This is a genomic window from Streptomyces sp. NPDC048057, from assembly GCF_040653095.1.
In the GTDB taxonomy this organism is placed as follows: domain Bacteria; phylum Actinomycetota; class Actinomycetes; order Streptomycetales; family Streptomycetaceae; genus Streptomyces.
Genome location: NZ_JBEZNF010000018.1, coordinates 106564 through 124227, shown reverse-complemented (window position 1 = coordinate 124227; position 17664 = coordinate 106564). Strand labels below are relative to the sequence as shown.

Sequence of the window (17664 nt, the reverse complement as noted above, 5' to 3'; positions counted from 1 at the left end):
TGGCCGCGCGCGCCGGGGGCGCGTCGTCAGGCCACCACCACCTCGCACCCGGTGTCCTTCACGACCGCGGTGAGGTCGGTGTCCGCGGACGCGTCGGTGATCACCCCCGTCACGTCGCCGACGGCACACACGCGGTGCCCGACGACGCGTCCCCACTTGTTCCCGTCCGCCACCACGTAGGCGCGGGCGCTGTTGGTCAGGATCTGCTGCTTGGTCGCGATCTCCTCGTAGTGGAAGTCGGTCACGCCGGCGCTCGCGTCGATGCCGCCGGAGCCGATGAACGCAAGGTCGGCGAAGACGTCGGCGAAGAAGCGGACCGTGCCCGGGCCGGAGCAGACCAGGTCGCCGCCGCGCACCCGGCCGCCGGGCAGCAGGACGACGGCCTGCGGCAGGGCGGCGACGATGCCGGCCACCTGGAGGGAGGGCGTGACGACGGTGCCGCGGAAGTCCGGTGCGAGGGCGCGGGCGATCTCGACGGCCGTGGTGCCGACGTCGATCGCGACCGTCATGCCGGGGCGCACCAGGTCGGCCGCCGCCCGGCCGATGGCGGCCTTCGCCTCGGTCTGGGAGGTGGCGCGATCGGCGAAGGAGGCTTCCTCGCCACCGACGCCCTGGACGACGGCGAGGGAGGCGGCACCGCCGCGGACGCGGCGCAGGACGCCGCGCCGCTCCATCTGGCCGAGGTCTCGGCGGACGGTCTCCGCCGACACGCCCAGCTGGTCCGCCAGGTCCTCCGTGCTGATGGTGCCGACCCGGTCGACCACGGCGGAAATGCGGCGATGGCGCTCTGCTGGAAGCATCACAACCTCCTGACTGGGGCCGCTCTGGACCGCCCGGATCTGACCGAGCTTGACTGGAAGTGTGGATTGATGACCGAAGCTTCGTCAAGAGGTCGAGCGAAAGTCGAGCGGCACCCCGCTCCGAGGGCTGCACCATGCACGGTCGAACGTCGGGCGGCGAGCGATCCCCTCCCGCCGAACGTGGACTGCGGTCCGCGGACCGCAGTCCGAGAGTTCCGTAGTTCACCGGTTCACCGGTTCACCGGTTCACCGGTTCGCCGGTTCACCGGTTCGCCGGTTCCGCGGTGGAGCCAAGGACGCCCCAGGCAATTTCGTCATGAAATTCTTCTCATGAATACTCTCATCAAGGTTTTCATGAACAGTCTCTCATCAAGCGAATAGGGAATTTGATTGACAGTGGAGCGTCACATTCCATAGCTTCCTGACAACGGAAAAAGCGGCCTCCGCGCCGCCCGACCGATGGAGGCCGACATGGATCAACTCATCAAGAAGATGGCCCAGGCCGGCAGCGTCTCCTGACCGGTCCCGTCCCACGGCGCACCGAGCCGCGGGGACCGGGCGGCGCCCTCCGACCGCCGCCCGGTCCCCGTGCAAGACCCGTCGGCGCGGCGCGCTCGCCCCCGAGATGAATCGCGAAACCGCGAAACGGCGAAATGTGGTCACGAACATGCCCGAAAGCGCGCACACGGACGGTCAACCCACCACCGACGTCATCGACCAGATCCGGGACATCCCCATCTATCGGGACTCCATCGAACGCGGATGGTTCCCCATTCTTGAGAAATCGGAAATAGCCCGGGGATTTCCGGACAATTGGATGACGCCCCAGCTGGCGGCGGCGCTGAAGCGGGGCGAGGCGGAGTACGTGCTCTCCACGGGCACGAACCACGCCCGGATGCGGCTGATCAGACCGCCGTACTTCCTGCTGAAGACCTACTACCGGCTGTGGAACGACCACCCGGACATCGGTCGGACCTTCCGCGAGGACTGCCGCCGGGTGTCGCTGACGACGGTGCTGGCGACCGAGCACGTCGCCCGTGTGAACGCCGCAAAGCGCGGGGCCACCCCGGATCCGCTGCCGTCGCTCGCCGACCGGCGCCTCGACGACCGCACGGTCTATCTGAACCTCCGTCTCGATCCCGAGCAGTGGGAGCGCGACGACATCGAGCGGATGGTCGGCGAGATCCGCTCGGAACGCCGGGTCCACCCCCGGGGCTGGTACCACCTCGACTGCTCGGGCCTGCACCTGGCCCACCTGGTGCGCAAGGCCCTCGCGTGGGGCGTCTGGGACGACTTCCCCCGTCCCGCAAGCGTCGTCACGGCGTACGAGTACACCCCCGCGAACGTGCGGCAGTACCTGGAGCACCACCTCGGCTGCCCGGTCGTCGACCTGTTCGGTAGCACCGAACTCGGCTACCTCTACTACAGCGACGCGACCGGGCAGTACCACCCCCACCTCGACCGGATGAGCGTCGAGCTGGTGCCGCTCGCCCCGGGCAGCGCTCTGCACGGCCTGATCGTCACCAGCGTCCGCAACCCGTACATGCCGCTGGTGCGCTACCGCTCCGGGGACTGCGTGCGGACCACGGACGACAGCCCCGACCCCGCCAAGGTCGTGCAGTTCTGCGGCCGGGAGAAGGAACTGCTGCCCACCGCCGACGGCCCCGTCTCACAGGGCGACCTGGACGCCTGCGTCACGGCCGCCTCGCCCCGGATCTTCCTCAGCCAACTGCGCACCACCGGGCCGCGCGAGGCGACCTTGCGGTACACCACGTTCGACGGCGCTCCGCTGGACGACGCGGCGAGCACCGCGCTGGAGAAGCTCACCAGCGACCTGACCGGCTTCGCGTGCAGCGCCGTGCACCGCACCAGGATCCCCATCGGGGCGTCGGGGAAGTACGCGTGGCTGGTGAGGGAGCGCTGATGGACACCCCACGACGCGGCGAACACCCGCTCACGCACCCCCCGGTGTCCGCGGACGACCTCGTCGACCTGCCCACGCACCGACGGATGCAGCCGTCCCTGCCGGAGATCTCCGAACCGCGCTCCGTGCCGAGGGGCTGAGCGACGGCAAAGAGCCGAAGGGGAGATCGGCCCACGGGCGCCCGCTGGACGTGCGGGCGCCCGTGTTCCGGTCCCCACGGGCCGTCAGCCCCGGTCGGCCTGCTGTCCCAGGACGCCCTCGGGGAACTTCTCCACACCCACGATGTGCCGGGCCCGCAGCGGCTCGATGAGCACGCTCACCCGCTGCTCCCCCGGCACCCGCAGCTCGGAGAAGTCCGTGCCCAGGTACTTCTGCGCGAGCCGGTCGATGTCCAGGTCCGCCTCGGCGCCGTCGACGAAGCCCACCACGCGCCCCTGGATCTGCACCCGGTCGTACGGGTCGCCGGGGGCGACGTTCGAGAGGTACACGCGGGGGTCGTGGCGCAGGTTGCGCTCCTTGATCCGGCCGTGGGCCGTGTTGAACAGCAGCAGGTCGCCCTTGCTCCCCAGCCACATGGGACTGACGTGGGGCGCGCCGTCGGACGTGACGGTCGCCACGAACCAGAAGAACGCCCCGTCGACCCGCTCCCTGATCTGCGGACTCATCGCACTCATGCGTCACCTCTCGGTCAGCCGACTGATCTTGTGGGCTTCACCCTAGGCTCTGGGGCGCGCCGGTTCGGGTGGTTCCCGACAGCGCCGGGGTCTTGGTGAGGTGTTACGGTGACCGGGTACCGCACCTCATGGCGGCCTCCCCCGACCGTTTTCTCCGGAGGCCCTGTCGTGTCTTCTTCCGTGTACGTGCGCCCCTTCCACCGCGAGGACCGCGATCAGCTGACCGCGCTCGTCAACGCGCACGCCGCCGCCGTCGTCCCCGGTGCCGTCGCGTCGGTGAACACCGTCCTCAGCAGCATGGAGCGCCACCCCGACGAGTACGTCACCGATCCGTGGGTGGCCGAGCGCGTCACCCTGGTCGCGCAGGAGCGGCAGCGCGTCGTGGCCGCCGCGCACCTGCTGCGCTACCGCAACGCCCCGGACGTCGGCGAGGACTACCGCGATGCCGGGCTGGTGGAGTGGTTCCTGCATGTGCCCGCCGACCCCGCCGACCCCGAGGGCGCCGAAGGCGAGGCCCCGGGCTCGACGGCCGCTGAGGTGCTGATGTCCGCGTGCCTGGCGCAGTTCAGCCGTTGGCACGTCCGCACCCGCGGCGTCGACGGCCGGCTGCCGGTGCCCGGGGTGTACGGCGTCCCCGACGTCTGGCCCCATGTGCGCGCCGTCATCGAGCGCGCCGGCTTCGTCCACACCGGAGACGTCGAGGTCGTCCTGCTCGCCCCGGTCGACGCCCTCCCCGCCCCGGGGCCGGCGCCGCTGCCGGGGCTGACCGTCCGCCGGGTCCTCGGCCCGCTGGGCACCCGGCTGGTCGCCCGGCTCGACGGTGCGGACGTGGCGTACGTCGAACTGGACACCCAACTCGACCGTCCCGAGCGGCTCGCCCGCTCCGGCGGCACAGCGGACGTCGCGGACCTCGATCTGCCGGACGAGCCGCTGGCGGGGCTGACGGAGTGGCTGTTCGGGGAGGCCCGCCGCTGGTTGGCGCTGGCCGGCGTCGATCGGCTGCTCGCCTACGCCGACGACGACGAGCCGGCGGAGCGGGCCCTGTTGGCTTCGCTCGGCTTCCAGGAGCTGACCTTGACGGCCCGCGGCTGGACGCACCGTCCGCGGTAGCTGCCGACCGGCGCGGCGTCAGAAGGAGTCGCCGTGCCAGTGGGTCGCACCGGGCGCGGTGACCGTGGCCCGTACCGCCGCCGTGGTGGCGTGCAGCGGACGGGCCATGCCGGTGCGGTCGTCGGTGACCCACGCTTCGGCCAGGAGGGCGGGCAGGGCGGCCAGCACCGCGCCGTCGGCGGGCAGGTGCACGCGGACGGCGCCCGGCCCGGCCCGCTCGGCCGCGGCTGCGAAGAGCGCCCCGGCCAGGGGTTCGGCCGGAGCTGCGGCGCCGAGCGCGATCTCGTCGAGGTCCGTCGTGCCGTCGTCGTGGCGGCGCAGGACGACGTATCCGACGCGGCGCCCGGCGGCGTCCTCGGCGACGAGGGTGTCGGTGGTGACGGGGGCGTACCAGGCGGGGAGCCGGTGCGCCCAGTCGTCGGCGGTGCGGACCGTGGTGAGCGGGCGGTGTGCGTCGTACGCGTCGTGCAGCGCGGCGAGCGGCGCCCGGTCGGCTGCCCGGGCCGGTCTGACGTGCACCTCGGGTGCGGGTCGGGTGGCGGGGCCGGCGGGCGGTCCGTGCCACGTGGGGCGGGAGAAGGTTTGCCACCCCTCGCCCTCGTACACCCCGGGGGTGTCGGTGAACAGCAGCGACCAGGCGCAGCCGTCGGCCGTCATGGCGTGGACGGCGGCGGCGAGCAGGGCGCGGACGTGGCCGCGTCCGCGGGCCCGGGGCAGGGTCGCCACCGAGCCGACGCACCCGACGCGTTCGACCGTTCCGGTGGCCGAGCGCAGGGGGCGGGGCTGGTAGTGCAGGGCAGACACCACGTCGTCGCCGTCGACGGCGACGAGGGTGCGCCGGTGGCGTTCGGGGGCCAGCCGCCACAGTTGCTCGACGGGGGCGCCGGTGAAGGCCGTGGTCCACAGCGCGCCCAAGGCGGCTTCGTCGTCGGGGCGGGCGGTGCGGTACGCGGGCGTCATGGCGCGGGGTCCGCCGACGGGAGCGTGCTGCGGTAGGGCGGCATGAAGCGGGTGCGGGGCATCTGGTCGGCGAGGACTCCGCCGTCCACCACGATGCGGCTGCCGGTGAGGTAGCTGCCTTCGTCACCGGCGAGCAGCAGCAGCGCCCCGGTGCACTCCTCGGGTCGGGCGTAGCGCCCCAGCGGGATGCGTTCGCGGTACGCGGCTTCGAAGGCGTCCCGGTCGAAGGGAAACTCGCCGTCGATGGGGGTTTCCACCATGCCGGGCGCCAGGGTGTTGACGGTGATGCCGTGCGGCGCGAGTTCGATCGCGAGGGTCTGGCTGAGCAGTTCGGCGGCGGCCTTGGAGGCGTTGTAGTGGGCGAGTCCGGCCTCGGCGACCAGGCCGTTCTTGGAGGTGACGGTGATGATCCGGCCGGCGACCCGGTCGTTGACCATGTGTTCGGCGATGCGTTGGGTGAGGAAGAAGACGGCGTCGAGGTTGACCCGCATGACGCGGAACCAGCTCTCGGGCGTGATCTCGTTGAAGCGTTCCAGGGCGGCGACGCCGGCGTTGTTGACCAGGACGTGCAGCGGTCCCACGGCCTCACGCACGCGGTCGGCGAAGGCGGCGAGTTCGTCGGTGCGGGCGAGGTCCTGCTCGTACGGGTGCGCGGTGCGGCCGGTGCGGCGCACCAGGTCGGCGGTCTCGGCGAGCCCCGGGGCGCCGGGCAGGTCGACGAGGACGAGGTCGGCGCCGGCTTCGGCGAGCGCGCTGGCGAAGGCCCGGCCGAGGCCGCGGGCGGCACCGGTCACCAGGGCGGTGCGGCCGGTGAGGTCGAAGCGGTGCATGGGGAACGCTCCTGGTGGGTCGGGCGGGTGGAGGTCCGAGGGGCCCGGGCGCGGGGAAGGCGCCCGGGCCCGGTCCTGGCCGGCTCAGTCGAGGCCGAGGAGCTCCAGCGCGGGGCGGTGGATCAGGGCTTCGACCGCGTCCTGGTCGAGCGGGTCGAGCCCGGGGATGCCCGGGACGCGGGCGATCCGGCGCAGTCCCTCGACGGAGTCGTTCACCGTGGTGAAGGGGTAGTCGCTGCCGAAGAGGAGCTTGTCCCACACGCCGTAGTCCTGGACCAGCCGCAGGCTGTGCCAGAGCTGGAAGGGGCGGTAGTGCAGGGCGCTGACGTCGGCGTAGACGTGCCGGTGCTTGCGGATGACGGCGATGCACTCGCCCTCGAAGGGGTGGCCGAGGTGGGCGAGGACCATCCGCAGCTCGGGGTGGCGCATGGCGACCGGGTCCAGGTGCCGCGGCATCGCGTACTCCAGCGGCGCCTGGGAGACGAAGGTGGTCCCGGTGTGGACCAGCATCGGCAGCCCGTGCCGTTCGGCGTACGCGAAGAGGTCGTCGTACGCCGGGTCGGCCGGGTTGAACCCGGCGTACATCGGCATGATCTTGATGCCGCGCAGGCCGAGGTCCTGGTGGCCGTGGCGCAGTTCGTCCTGCCAGCCCGGTTGGGTGGGGTCGACGGAGAGGTAGCCGATGAGCCGGTCGGGGCGGGCCCGTACGTACTCGGCCACGGCGGCGTCGTCGACCCAGAGCCCGCTGCGGCGCGCCTTGCCGCCGACGACGACCGTGCGGGTGTCGTCGGGGGCGGTGGCGGCGTACTCCTCGAAGCGGACGGTGAGGTCCACCTCGCCGGCGTGGGCGCGGGCGGACTCGGTGCGGAAGGCGTCGTCGAAGTCGTGGCTGTGCCGGAAGAGGTGGGAGTGCACATCGACGATCACGTGCGGTTCCTCTTCTCCCAACCCTCGGCGAACATGTTCCAGAAGCGGTGGCTCGGCGGGTGCTCCGCGAAGACCTCGTCGACCAGTTCGATGCCGAGGCCGGGGGCGGTGGGCAGTTCGACGTGGCCGTCGACGACGGGCAGGGCGCCCTTGACGGCGTCGAAGACGTACGGTTCCAGCAGCCCGTCGAAGGTCTCCAGGATCTGGAAGTTGGGGATCCCGAGGGCCGCGTGCACGGAGGCGGTGGTGCACAGCGGCGAGTTGGAGTTGTGCGGCGCGACCGTCATGCCGTGGGCGTCGGCCTGGGCGGCGATCTTGCGCAGTTCGGTGAAGCCGCCGGCCATCGACAGGTCGGGCTGGACGATGTCGACGGCGCCGGTGGCGAAGAGCTGCTTGTACTCGTAGCGGTTGTGGAAGTGCTCCCCGCCGGAGATCGGGAACGGTGCGACGGCGCGCAGCTCCGCGTAGCGCTCGATGTGGGTCCAGGGCATCGGCTCCTCGAACCAGCCGATGTCGTACGGCGCGAGGTCGTGCACGAGACGGCGGGCGGTGCCGGTGCCGAAGCGGGCGTGGCCCTCGATGAAGAGGTCGACGTCCGGGCCGACGGCGGCGCGGACCGCGGCGACCAGGTCGACCGAGCGGCGCAGTTCGGCCTTCTCCAGATGGGTGAGGCCGGCGCCGAAGGGGTCGAACTTGAGCGCGGAGTAGCCCTTGGCGACGGTTTCGCGGGCCTTGGCGGCGAAGACCTCGGGGTCGCGCTCGCCGGTGTACCAGCCGTTGGCGTACACCCGGACCCGGTCGCGGACGGCGCCGCCGGTGAGCCGGTACGCGGGCAGCCCCAGCGCCTTGCCCATCAGGTCGTACAGCGCCTGGTCGACACCGGAGACGACGACGCCGCCGACGTCACCGCCGCGCAGGAAGTCGCCCTGGTACATCCGCAGCCAGATCTCTTCGACGTCGAATGGGTCGGCGCCGACGAGGTGGCGCCGGCCCATGGCTTCGGCGAGTTGGCAGGTCTCGGCGACGCGGTAGGGATGGGTGATCTCGCCGACGCCGCTGAGGCCCTCGTCGGTGTGGATCCGGACGTAGCCGAAGTCGCGCCAGGCGGTGCCGAGGACCAGGGTCTCAACCCGGGTGATGCGTCCGGCGGGCCCGGCCGGTCTGGTGGTGTTGACGGTGAGCATCAGCGCTGCGCTCCGCCCATGGTGGAGGTGTGGGCGAGGTCGTCGGGGCCGCCTTCGGCGAGGGTCTTGCGCACGGCGGCTTCGGTGGCCTCGACCAGGTGGTCGATGTCGGCGTCGGTGTGGGCGTAGGAGATGTGGCTGCGCTTGAGGTTCAGCGGCAGTTCGAAGATGCCGTGCTCGGTGAGGTTGCGGCGCACCCCGATGAAGCGGGCCGCGTCGTTGGCGAGCAGGTCGTCGTAGGAGCGCGGGGGCTCGCCGGCCATGAAGTAGGTGACGAAGACCGAGCCGAAGCCGGTGACGACGGCGGGCACCTCCAGCCGGCGGTAGAGCGCGGCGAGTTCGGTGCGGGCGCGTTCGCCGAGCCGGAAGGTGTGCTCGTGGACCGGTTCGTCGGTGAGCTTGCGCAGGGTGGCGATGGCGGCGGAGACGACCTGCGGGTGGCCGTTGTAGGTGCCGGCGAAGAAGGCCGGGCCGCCGGGGCGGGTGGAGAAGAGGTCCATCAGGTCGGCCCGGCCGCCGAGGGCGCCGATGGGGGCGCCGTTGGCGATGGCCTTGCCGAGGGTGGTGAGGTCGGGGGTGATCCCGCAGATGGACTGGTAGCCGCCGAGCGCGTGCCGGAAGCCGGTGATGACCTCGTCGAAGACGAGCACGCTGCCGGCCCTGGTGCACTCCTCGCGCAGGGTGCGCAGGAAGTCGTCGGTGGGCAGGATCGCGCCGACGTTGTGCGGCACGGGTTCCAGGATGACGGCGGCGATGTCGTCGCCGTGGTCGGCGAAGACCCGGCGCACGGCCGCGACGTCGTTGAACCGCAGCACCAAGGTGGCGTCCAGGACCTCCGGGAGGATGCCGGTGGAGGTCGGGTCGTGGGACCCGACGCGCTCCGGCGCGGAGATCACGTTGAGGCTCACGGAGTCGTGCCAGCCGTGGTAGCAGCCCTGGAACTTGACGACCAGCCGGCGGCCGGTGGCCGCGCGGGCCACCCGCAGGGCGTGGAAGGTGGCCTCGCTGCCGGTGCTGGTGAGCAGCACCTTCTCCAGGGACGGCAGCAGGTCGGTGAGGCGTTCGGCCAGGGTGACCTCGGCGTCGGTGACGGCCACGCCCGGCAGGGCGAGTCCGGCGCCGGCGGCAGCGGTGGCGGCGGCCACGTCGGGGTCGTTGTGGCCGAGCAGGGCGGGCCCGAAGGCCGCGTGGTAGTCGGTGAATTCCCGGCCGTGCTGGTCCCAGAAGCGGGCGCCCCTGGTACGGGTGATCACGAGATCGGTGAAGCCGGGGATGCTGCGCTGGCCGCTGTTGACACCTCCGGGGATGACCCGGCGGGCGCGCTCGGCGAGCGTCATGCGGTGCTCCTTGCGTCGATTGCTGTCGGTCGGACCGGTGGCTCTGCACAGCCACCGGTCGCGGGTGCCATCCGCCCGGGCAGTCGTCGCGTGCTGGTGGACCGCGCCCGGTCTAGTCGAGTCGCCTCGCCTCGGTGAGCGCGTTCCGTGGTCGTTCCGAAGCCTGCGGCGGGCGACGTTTCCGCGCCGTTCGCTTTTTCAGAACGCTGTTCTACATAGCAGAACAGTGCGCTCACTGTAGATCGCCGTTTCTCCGCCGTCAAGAGTCGTTTCGCCACCGCACACCCCGCGATCGCACTATCCTGTTCGGATATGCAGAACAGTCAGAGCGAGGAACAGGTCGGCACGGCGGGCGCCGGGGCCGAGGCCGCCGAGCGCGCCAAGTACTGGGTGAAGACCGTCGGGCGGGGCGCCGAGATCCTGGAGGCGCTCGCCACCCGGGGGCCCGGGAACGGCATGAGCGTCACCGAGGTCGGCCAGGCGTGCGGGATCTCCAAGAGCGCCGCCTTCGGCATCCTCCAGACGCTGCGCCACTACGGTCTGGTCGCCGACGAGGGCGAGGGCATGCACCGCCGCTACCGGCTCGGGATGGCCCTCGCCCGGCTGGGCGACCGGGCCCGCTCCCAGGTCTCGCTGCGGGACGTCGCCCGGCCGGTGCTGCTCGAGCTGACCGCGGCCACCGGGATGGCCTCCCGAGTGGCGGTGCTCGAAGCGGGCCACGCCGTCGTCATCGACCAGGTCGACCTGGAGCACGGGCCCCGGCTCGACCTGCGGATGGGCACGCGCGAGCTGCCGCACTGCTCCGGACTCGGCAAGGCGCTGCTCGCCGAGATGCCGCTGGACGAGGCGCGCGCGCTGATCGCCCGCACCGGGCTGCGCCGGCGCACCTCCCGCACGATCACCGACGAGGAGACCCTGATCACGCATCTGCGGGACATCCGGATGTCCGGGTACGCACTGGACGACGAGGAGGACGCGGAGGGCATCTTCTGCGTGGGGAGCGTGGTGCGGGACCACCGCGGGGGGACGGCGGGGGCGATCAGCGTCACGGGGCTGAAGCTGGACCAGCCGAGTTGGCGGTTCCAGGAGATCGGACGCGAGGTGGCTGACGCGGCGCAACGCATCAGCCGCGCCTTGGGCTACGCCCCCGTTTCCTGACCCGCGCGCCCGGGAGCGCGTCTGCGGCGCCCCGCGGCGGACGGCCCGTGCGTGGTTGCTCGCACGCGTGCGCGGTCCCGCCATGGACGACCAAGCAATCATGGCGACCACAGCCCGGTGGTGGGTTGTTCGTGCAGTTCCGCCCCCTACGCCCAGAGGGCGTGGGGGGACCCCCAGCGCCCCTGAAAGCCTGCCCCTGACCCGCAGACGATTGGCGGGGGTCAGCACATCAGGGGCGCTGGGGGTGCCCCCGTGACCTCAGGGCGCAGGGGGCGGAACTGCACGAACAACCCACCACCGGCCCGCAGGGAACTGCACACCCGCAGGGTTACGGCGCGGAGTTTTTAGGGGCGTTGGGGTCCCCCCACGCCCTCTGGGCGTAGGGCGCGGGACTGCGCGGCGGGCCGCGGAGGGCGAGGCTTCGCAGGGGCTCCGGCCAGGGCCGCAGGGGCGGGATGCGCCGCAGACGGGGCGCCGGCCGGCAACCCGGCGTGGGCGAACGGCGGATGAAATCGGCCAAGCGGAAGGGTTGACCCACTCCGCACGGCCGGTTTAAGTTCCTGGCGTGTCGAGCGGATCACACTGCTCGCCCCACGGTCGCTGGTGTTCCATCCCCCGGGGCTGCTCCCCCGGCCACCGCACCCCCTCTCGTATCACCATCTCTTTTCAGCCATCCGCCTGTGTGACGCACCGGTACGTCCGGTGCTCCGGCTCTCGCCGCGGGACCCCCCTCACCTCACTTGCCCACCCTCTCGAAGGCTGAGGACCCCGTGAGCTCTGTGCCCCGCCCCTTCGCGCGTCCGCTTCCGGACGCTCCCGACACCCCCGCCGCCCCCGACGGCACCGGGCGCCGCAATCTGTTGCGCGCCGGTGGCATCGGCGGGCTGCTCATCGCCGCCACCGCGGCCGGTACCGCCACCGCGACCGCCGCGCCGGGCGCGGCGCCCGGCAAGGCCAAGGGCCCCAAGGGCGCGGCGCGGATCCGCGCCGTCACCGACGTGGCCTCCCTGTGCGCCCTTTCGCCCAAGCAGTTGGAGGACGGCGAGGTCGCCGTCGTCGCCGGTTACCGCACCGCGGGCGACGGCGGCGGGGCGTCCCTCCGTTGGGACGCCTCGTCCACCGCCGCCCACAACGGCGGCACCGTGCTCGCCCCCGCCGCCCCCGCCGCCCCCGGCCCCCGCGGCCGTTGGCTCCAGTTGCACGAGGGCGTCGTCGACTTCCGCACCTTCGGCCACCTCGACGACGGCGCCCCCGCGGACGCCGCGCTCGACGCGCTGGTGAACGACGACTCCGTGCACCGGATCGAGGCGCACACGGACCTGCTGTTCACCCGGCGGCACACCTTCGCCCGGTCCGGGATCGAGCTGGACTTCGGCGGCCACCGGGTCCGTACCACCGGCATCGAGCGCAACACCGCCGACAACCCCTTCGGCGCGGTCCTCCTCTTCCAGGGGAAGGTCACCGACGCCAAGGTCACGGCCACCCTGTCGGCGCCGATGCCCGATCTCGCGGACGTCTTCGAGGTGCCCGACTCGGGCGCCTTCGAGGTCGGCCAGTGGTGGGCCGTGGAGATCGACGGCGTCAAGGGCGGCGGGAAGTACGAGCGCGAGGTGCAGCGGCTCGTCCAGATCACCCAGAAGGTCGACGGAACGCACGTCCGGGTCAACTACAAGATCGGCTGGGAGCTGGCCGCCGGCCGCACCTTCCGCTGGACCCGCGTCGAGCCCGTGGAGCGCGCCCATGTGCGCAACATGGTCTTCGAGGGCGTGAAGGGCGGCGACCAGTACACCGGCTCCCACCCCGTCGCGTACGAGTACGCGGTCTCCTGCGACGTGTCCGGGATCGACGCGACGGACACCTTCTGGCCCGTGGTGATGCGCCGCTGGTGCACCTACTTCCACACCTACCAGTGCCAGCTGCGCAACCCCGCGTCCGTCACCTGGGGCGGCGCCGGCTACCTCACCCAGCAGATCTACTGTCTGTACGGCCACGTCGAGGACTGCCACGCGTCCAACGCCCGCCACCTCAACGACTGGACGGCCTCGGCCTACGGCTACGTCACCAACTGCCACGGCGACGGCGACGACCAGGGCCCCTTCGTCACCCACGGCCAGTTCGAGCACGACCTGGTGTACACCGGCAACTCGGGTCTGATGACGTTCGCCAACTCGGGCGCCGCCTGGGGCTCCGCGGCGAAGCGGATCACCGTGCGCCAGCACGTGTGCTCCTGGTTCGTGGCCCGGGTGAAGGTCACCGACCTCACCCTGGAGGACCTGCGGGTCATCGGCAACGCCCAGTCCGGCTCCGGCATGATCTGGGTGAACGCCGACGGGGTGCAGATGCGCGGCTGCACCGCATCCGGCCCCCTGGTGATCACTCAGGCGTCCAAGCTCTCCCGGCGCGCCAACGTGGTGGCCGACTCCATCTTCCACCAGGGCAAGGGCTCGGTGGTCACCCAGGAGAACGTGAGCGCCGACGTCCATCTGGAGCGGGTCACCCTCACCGGGCTCGACGGCGCCGCCTTCAAGGGCACCGGTGAACTGGTGCTGGACCGCTGCGTCTTCACCGGCGCGTCCGACAAGTCCGCGCCCAGCTCGCTGGCGCACCCCTCCACCACGGTCAGCGGCGGCCGTTACCGCGACACCGGCTTCGTCCTGAACTCCGGCAAGGACCAGGAGATCCGGCTCGACGGCGGCGCGCGCTTCTCGGGGACGAACGGCGCCGGCGTGCTGCTCGGCCGCACCGGCGGCGAGCGCACCGTCAGCTGGCGACTGGACGGCTTCCAGGGCGAGACCACCGTCTCCGGCACCGCCCATCTGAAGATCACCGAGGGCACCAACCGCTACCAGGCGTCGAACTCCACCTTCACCGGAGGGCGTCTGGAGCTGGCCGCCGGCGCCTTCGCGGGCTCCGGGCACCTGCTGCACAGCGGTTGCGTCGAGGACGGCACGAGACGCACCGCGATGCCGCCCGAGGGCGACCGGATCCGACACGAGGCCGGAAACCTGCTGCTCGGCTAGGGAGTCACGACCTGGTGCCGGGGCGCGGGTCGCCGTGCCCGCGCCCCCTTCTCCCTACCCCCCTTCTCCGTACCCCCTGCCCGCCTGAGTTCTCCCCGAACACCCGGGACCGACCATGTCTGATGCCTCCACCCCGCCCCTCGCCGGCCCGATCCCCGAGGACCGGCCCGTCCAGATCGCCCTCGTCGGCGCGGGCAACCGGGGTCTGACCTACACCGACTGGATCCACGACCACCCCGCCCGGGCCCGGCTGACCGCCGTGGCCGACCCCGATCCGCGCGCCCGTGCGCGGGCCGCCGAACGCGCCGTCGGACCGGTGGCCGCGTACGACGACTGGCGCGCGCTGCTCGCGCCCTCCCCCACCGGGGGGCGGATCGCCGACGCCGTCATGGTCTGCACCCAGGACCGGGACCACGTCGAGCCCGTCCTGGCGCTGGCCCGCGCGGGCTACGCCATCTTGACGGAGAAGCCGCTCGCGCCCACCGAGGAGGAGTGCCGCACGCTGGTGACGGGCGTACGGGAGACCGGCGTGCCCTTCGCCGTCTGCCACGTCCTGCGCTACACGCCCTACACCGACCTGGTGAAGGGCGTGGTCGACAGCGGGGTGCTCGGCACCCTCACCGGCATCGAGCACCTGGAGCCGGTCGGCTGGTGGCACTACGCCCACAGTTACGTACGGGGCCCCTGGCGGCGCCAGGACGAGTCGTCCCCGATGATCCTCGCGAAGTCCAGCCACGACCTGGACTGGATCACCTATGTGACGGGGCGTCGGATCGAGTCGGTCGCCAGCTTCGGCTCGCTGGCCCACTTCCGTCCGGAGAACGCGCCCGAGGGCTCCACCGACAACTGTCTGACCTGCCCGGCGGGCGTCGAGACCGACTGCCCCTACTCGGCCCGCAAGCTGTACTACCCCGCGCTGCGCCGCACCGGGGGCCAGTGGCCCGTCAGCCACGTCACGGACCGGGCCGCGGGGCCCGCGGACGAGGCGGTGCTGACCGAGGCGCTGCGCTCGGGCCCGTACGGCCGCTGTGTGTACCGCACCGACAACGACGTGGTCGACAACCAGGTCGTGGCGATGCAGCTGACGGGCGGACTGACCGGCACGTTCACCATGACCGCGTTCACCGAGCAGACGCACCGGCAGACCCGGATCTTCGGCAGCCACGGCTGGCTGCGCGGCGACGGGGAACGCGTCACCGTCCACGACTTCCGCGACGACAGCGTGACCGTGCACGAGACGGCCGCCACCGGCTCCAACGCGGCGGACGGGCACGGCGGCGGCGACACCGTCCTGATCGCGTCCTTCGTCGCCGCGCTCGCCACCGGGGACCGCTCCTTCATCCGGTCCGGCCCGGCCGAGTCCCTGAGCAGCCACCTCGCCGCCTTCGCCGCGGAACGCTCCCGGCACCTCGGCACCGTCGAGCGCGTCCCCGAGCACTGAGCGGCCCGGCCGCCCCCCGAACTTTCCCAGACACCCTCATCAGGAGATCGAACACCATGAGAATCAGCAGAACGCTGGCGTGCACCTCCTTCGCCCTCGCCACCGTCGTCGGGCTCACCGCCTGCGGCTCCGGCGACTCCGGCTCCGGCGGCGGCACCGTCAACACCTGGGTCTACCCGGTCATCGCCGACGAGAAGGCCAACCAGGCGTACTGGGACGGCATGGTGAAGGCGTTCCAGAAGGAGAACCCGGACGTCAAGGTGAAGGTGTCCACCTACCCGTGGGCGAACCGGGACACCGCCCTCGCCACCGCGCTGGCCGCCAACAAGGGCCCGGACGTGGCGTATCTGATCCCGGACCAGCTCGCCGCCTACCAGCGCAACCTGGTCCCGGCGAACGACTACCTGTCAAAGGCGGACCGCGACGCGCTGCGCCCCGCCGCGCTGAAGGCGGTCACCGTCGACGACACCCCGATGGCCACGCCGGTGCTGATGTCGGCGTATCCGCTGCTCTGCAACAAGAAGGTGTTCGAGGGCGCGGGCCTGGCGGACAAGTACCCGACGACCTGGGAGGAGCTGAGCGCGCTCGCGCCGCAGCTCAAGTCCAAGGGGTACTACGCCACCAGCTACAGCGGCGACACCACCGCCACGCTGAACATGACCTTCTACCCGCTGCTGTGGCAGGCCGGCGGGGACGTCTTCGCCGCGGACGGCAAGAAGGCCGCCTTCAACAGCGACGCCGGCGTCAAGGCGCTGACCTGGCTGAAGACCTTCATCGACGCGGGCTGGGCGCCGAAGGACCTGGTCACCACCACGCCGAAGATGGAGCAGACCGACCTGGCGAAGAACAAGGTCGCCTGCACCTGGCAGAACTCCGCCTCCGAGGTGGAGCCCTTCTGGGGCAAGGAGAACATCGTGGTGCGTCCGGCGCTGAAGGCCGACGCCCAGGTCGCGTACGGCACGGTGGGCACCCTCGCCGTCTTCAAGGGCGGCAACACCTCCGCCGCCGGCAAGTGGGTCTCCTTCGTCTCCCAGGAGAAGAACAGCGCGGGGCTCCAGAAGCCCATGGGCTACTTCCCGCCGCGCACCACCGCCGCCGACCTGTACCCGACCGACGCGCAGCAGCAGGAGACCGCGAAGGTGCTGGACACCACCCAGGTCGGGCCGCTGAACAAGGCCGCGCGGGACGTGATGGGCGTGCTCGCCCCGGAGATCCAGGGCGCGCTGCTGGGCCAGAAGAGCCCCAAGGCCGCCCTCGACGCGGCGGCCAAGGCGGCGGACCAGCTCATCGCCCGCAAGCGCTGACCTGCGCCGCCGTGCCCGTGACGCCCCCGTCCTGACCGTCCCGTCCACCCCTGTCCCATCGCACCGCCGTACGAAGGAGGTCCCGTGGCCGCAGTCGCGGAACGACCCCGCACGACCAAGGTCCGCCGCGGGCCGCATGCCCGACGGGAGGCGCGGATCGGGCTGCTGTTCGTCCTGCCCGCGCTCCTGGTCTTCCTCGCCTTCCGCTTCGGGCCCGCGGCGGCGGGCCTCCTTCTCGGCTTCACCGACTACACCCTCGGCGCCGAGACCAGCTTCACCGGCCTGGAGAACTTCCAGCGCCTGATGGACGACCCGGTGTTCTGGTCGGCCCTGAAGGTGACCGTCCTGTACACCGTGATGGCGGTGCCCGTCACCATCGGGCTCTCCCTCGGGCTGGCGCTGCTGACCCGGCGCGCCTTCCTGGGCTCCAAGCTCTTCCGCTCGGTGTTCTTCCTGCCCGTGGTCACCAGCCTGATCCTGGCGTCCACGGTGTTCATCTGGATCTTCTCCACCGACGGGCCGTGGTCCACGGTGATGGGGTGGCTGGGCCTGCCCGACCAGTCCTGGCTCACCGACTCCGCACTGGTGCTGCCCGCGATCGCGATCGTCGGCGTCTGGTCGCGCTGCGGCTACGGCATGCTGATCCTGCTCGCCCGGCTCCAGGAGGTGCCGCGGGAGTTGGAGGAAGCGGCGCTGATGGACGGCGCGGGCCCCTGGCAGCGCTTCCGGTACATCGTGGCCCCTCAGTTGAAGGGCTCCTTCTTCTTCCTGGCCGTGATCGAGACCACCGCCAGCTTCCAGGTCTTCGACGCCGTCTACATGATGACCGGCGGCGGGCCCGCGAACTCCAGCTACAGCCTGGTCTTCCAGCTGTACGACGCCGGCTTCAAGTACTTCGACCTCGGCTACGCCAGCGCCATCGGCTGCGTCCTGTTCGTCCTCACGCTCGTGGTGGCCGGGATCCAGCGGCTGGTCATCGGAAAGGAGCAGTGACC

General features: G+C 71.7%; 15 protein-coding genes. 8 read left to right on the top strand and 7 right to left on the bottom strand.

The annotated features are described in order from the left end of the window. Positions 1-26 precede the first annotated feature (26 nt). Complete coding sequence (locus AB0E05_RS22135; RefSeq protein WP_361966026.1) at positions 27-800, bottom strand: DeoR/GlpR family DNA-binding transcription regulator; 774 nt, start codon at positions 798-800, stop codon at positions 27-29. 667 nt (positions 801-1467) lie between these two features. Between AB0E05_RS22135 and AB0E05_RS22130 the strand changes: the two genes are divergently transcribed. Next, positions 1468-2724: a hypothetical protein gene (locus tag AB0E05_RS22130; RefSeq protein ID WP_361966024.1), complete on the top strand. Its 1257-nt coding sequence runs from the start codon at positions 1468-1470 to the stop codon at positions 2722-2724. Then, positions 2724-2864, top strand: a complete 141-nt coding sequence (locus tag AB0E05_RS22125) for a hypothetical protein (RefSeq protein WP_361966022.1) — start codon at positions 2724-2726, stop codon at positions 2862-2864. Before AB0E05_RS22130 ends, AB0E05_RS22125 begins: the two co-directional genes overlap by 1 nt. 84 nt (positions 2865-2948) lie before the next feature. Here the strand turns inward: AB0E05_RS22125 and AB0E05_RS22120 are convergent, their stop codons facing one another. Beyond that, complete coding sequence (locus tag AB0E05_RS22120; RefSeq protein ID WP_361966020.1) at positions 2949-3398, bottom strand: PPOX class F420-dependent oxidoreductase; 450 nt, start codon at positions 3396-3398, stop codon at positions 2949-2951. A 168-nt stretch (positions 3399-3566) separates the two neighbouring features. On the opposite strand from AB0E05_RS22120, the gene AB0E05_RS22115 reads away from it, so the two are divergent. Beyond that, the gene (locus tag AB0E05_RS22115; RefSeq protein WP_361966018.1) at positions 3567-4508 is read left to right on the top strand and encodes an N-acetyltransferase; all 942 of its coding nucleotides are present in this window, start codon (positions 3567-3569) and stop codon (positions 4506-4508) included. Positions 4509-4526: 18 nt separating this feature from the next. On the opposite strand, the gene AB0E05_RS22110 is transcribed toward AB0E05_RS22115, so the two are convergent. From AB0E05_RS22110 to AB0E05_RS22090, 5 genes are all read right to left on the bottom strand, one after another. After that, the gene (locus AB0E05_RS22110; protein WP_361966016.1) at positions 4527-5468 is read right to left on the bottom strand and encodes a GNAT family N-acetyltransferase; all 942 of its coding nucleotides are present in this window, start codon (positions 5466-5468) and stop codon (positions 4527-4529) included. Continuing rightward, positions 5465-6298: an SDR family oxidoreductase gene (locus AB0E05_RS22105; protein ID WP_361966014.1), complete on the bottom strand. Its 834-nt coding sequence runs from the start codon at positions 6296-6298 to the stop codon at positions 5465-5467. The genes AB0E05_RS22110 and AB0E05_RS22105 overlap by 4 nt, the downstream gene beginning before the upstream one ends. Positions 6299-6382: 84 nt before the next feature. Then, a complete protein-coding gene (locus tag AB0E05_RS22100) occupies positions 6383-7225 on the bottom strand; it encodes an amidohydrolase family protein (protein ID WP_361966012.1) in 843 nt (280 codons plus the stop codon). Beyond that, a complete protein-coding gene (locus AB0E05_RS22095; protein ID WP_361966010.1) occupies positions 7222-8409 on the bottom strand; it encodes a mandelate racemase/muconate lactonizing enzyme family protein in 1188 nt (395 codons plus the stop codon). Before AB0E05_RS22095 ends, AB0E05_RS22100 begins: the two co-directional genes overlap by 4 nt. Then, on the bottom strand, positions 8409-9746 hold the full coding sequence (locus AB0E05_RS22090; protein ID WP_361966008.1) for an aspartate aminotransferase family protein: 1338 nt from the start codon (positions 9744-9746) through the stop codon (positions 8409-8411). The genes AB0E05_RS22095 and AB0E05_RS22090 overlap by 1 nt, the downstream gene beginning before the upstream one ends. Positions 9747-10058: 312 nt before the next feature. On the opposite strand from AB0E05_RS22090, the gene AB0E05_RS22085 reads away from it, so the two are divergent. The 5 genes from AB0E05_RS22085 (at position 10059) to AB0E05_RS22065 (ending at position 17662) form a co-directional block, all read left to right on the top strand. Next, the gene (locus AB0E05_RS22085; RefSeq protein WP_361966006.1) at positions 10059-10904 is read left to right on the top strand and encodes an IclR family transcriptional regulator; all 846 of its coding nucleotides are present in this window, start codon (positions 10059-10061) and stop codon (positions 10902-10904) included. A gap of 1196 nt (positions 10905-12100) precedes the next feature. After that, positions 12101-13924 carry a peptidase C14 gene (locus AB0E05_RS22080; protein ID WP_361966134.1) on the top strand — a complete coding sequence of 608 codons (1824 nt, stop codon included), beginning with the start codon at positions 12101-12103 and terminating at the stop codon, positions 13922-13924. Positions 13925-14039: 115 nt separating this feature from the next. Continuing rightward, the gene (locus AB0E05_RS22075) at positions 14040-15365 is read left to right on the top strand and encodes a Gfo/Idh/MocA family oxidoreductase (RefSeq protein WP_361966004.1); all 1326 of its coding nucleotides are present in this window, start codon (positions 14040-14042) and stop codon (positions 15363-15365) included. A 56-nt stretch (positions 15366-15421) separates the two neighbouring features. Beyond that, the gene (locus tag AB0E05_RS22070) at positions 15422-16669 is read left to right on the top strand and encodes an extracellular solute-binding protein (RefSeq protein ID WP_361966002.1); all 1248 of its coding nucleotides are present in this window, start codon (positions 15422-15424) and stop codon (positions 16667-16669) included. Positions 16670-16753: 84 nt separating this feature from the next. Next, positions 16754-17662, top strand: a complete 909-nt coding sequence (locus tag AB0E05_RS22065; protein WP_361966000.1) for a sugar ABC transporter permease — start codon at positions 16754-16756, stop codon at positions 17660-17662. Positions 17663-17664: the final 2 nt, after the last annotated feature.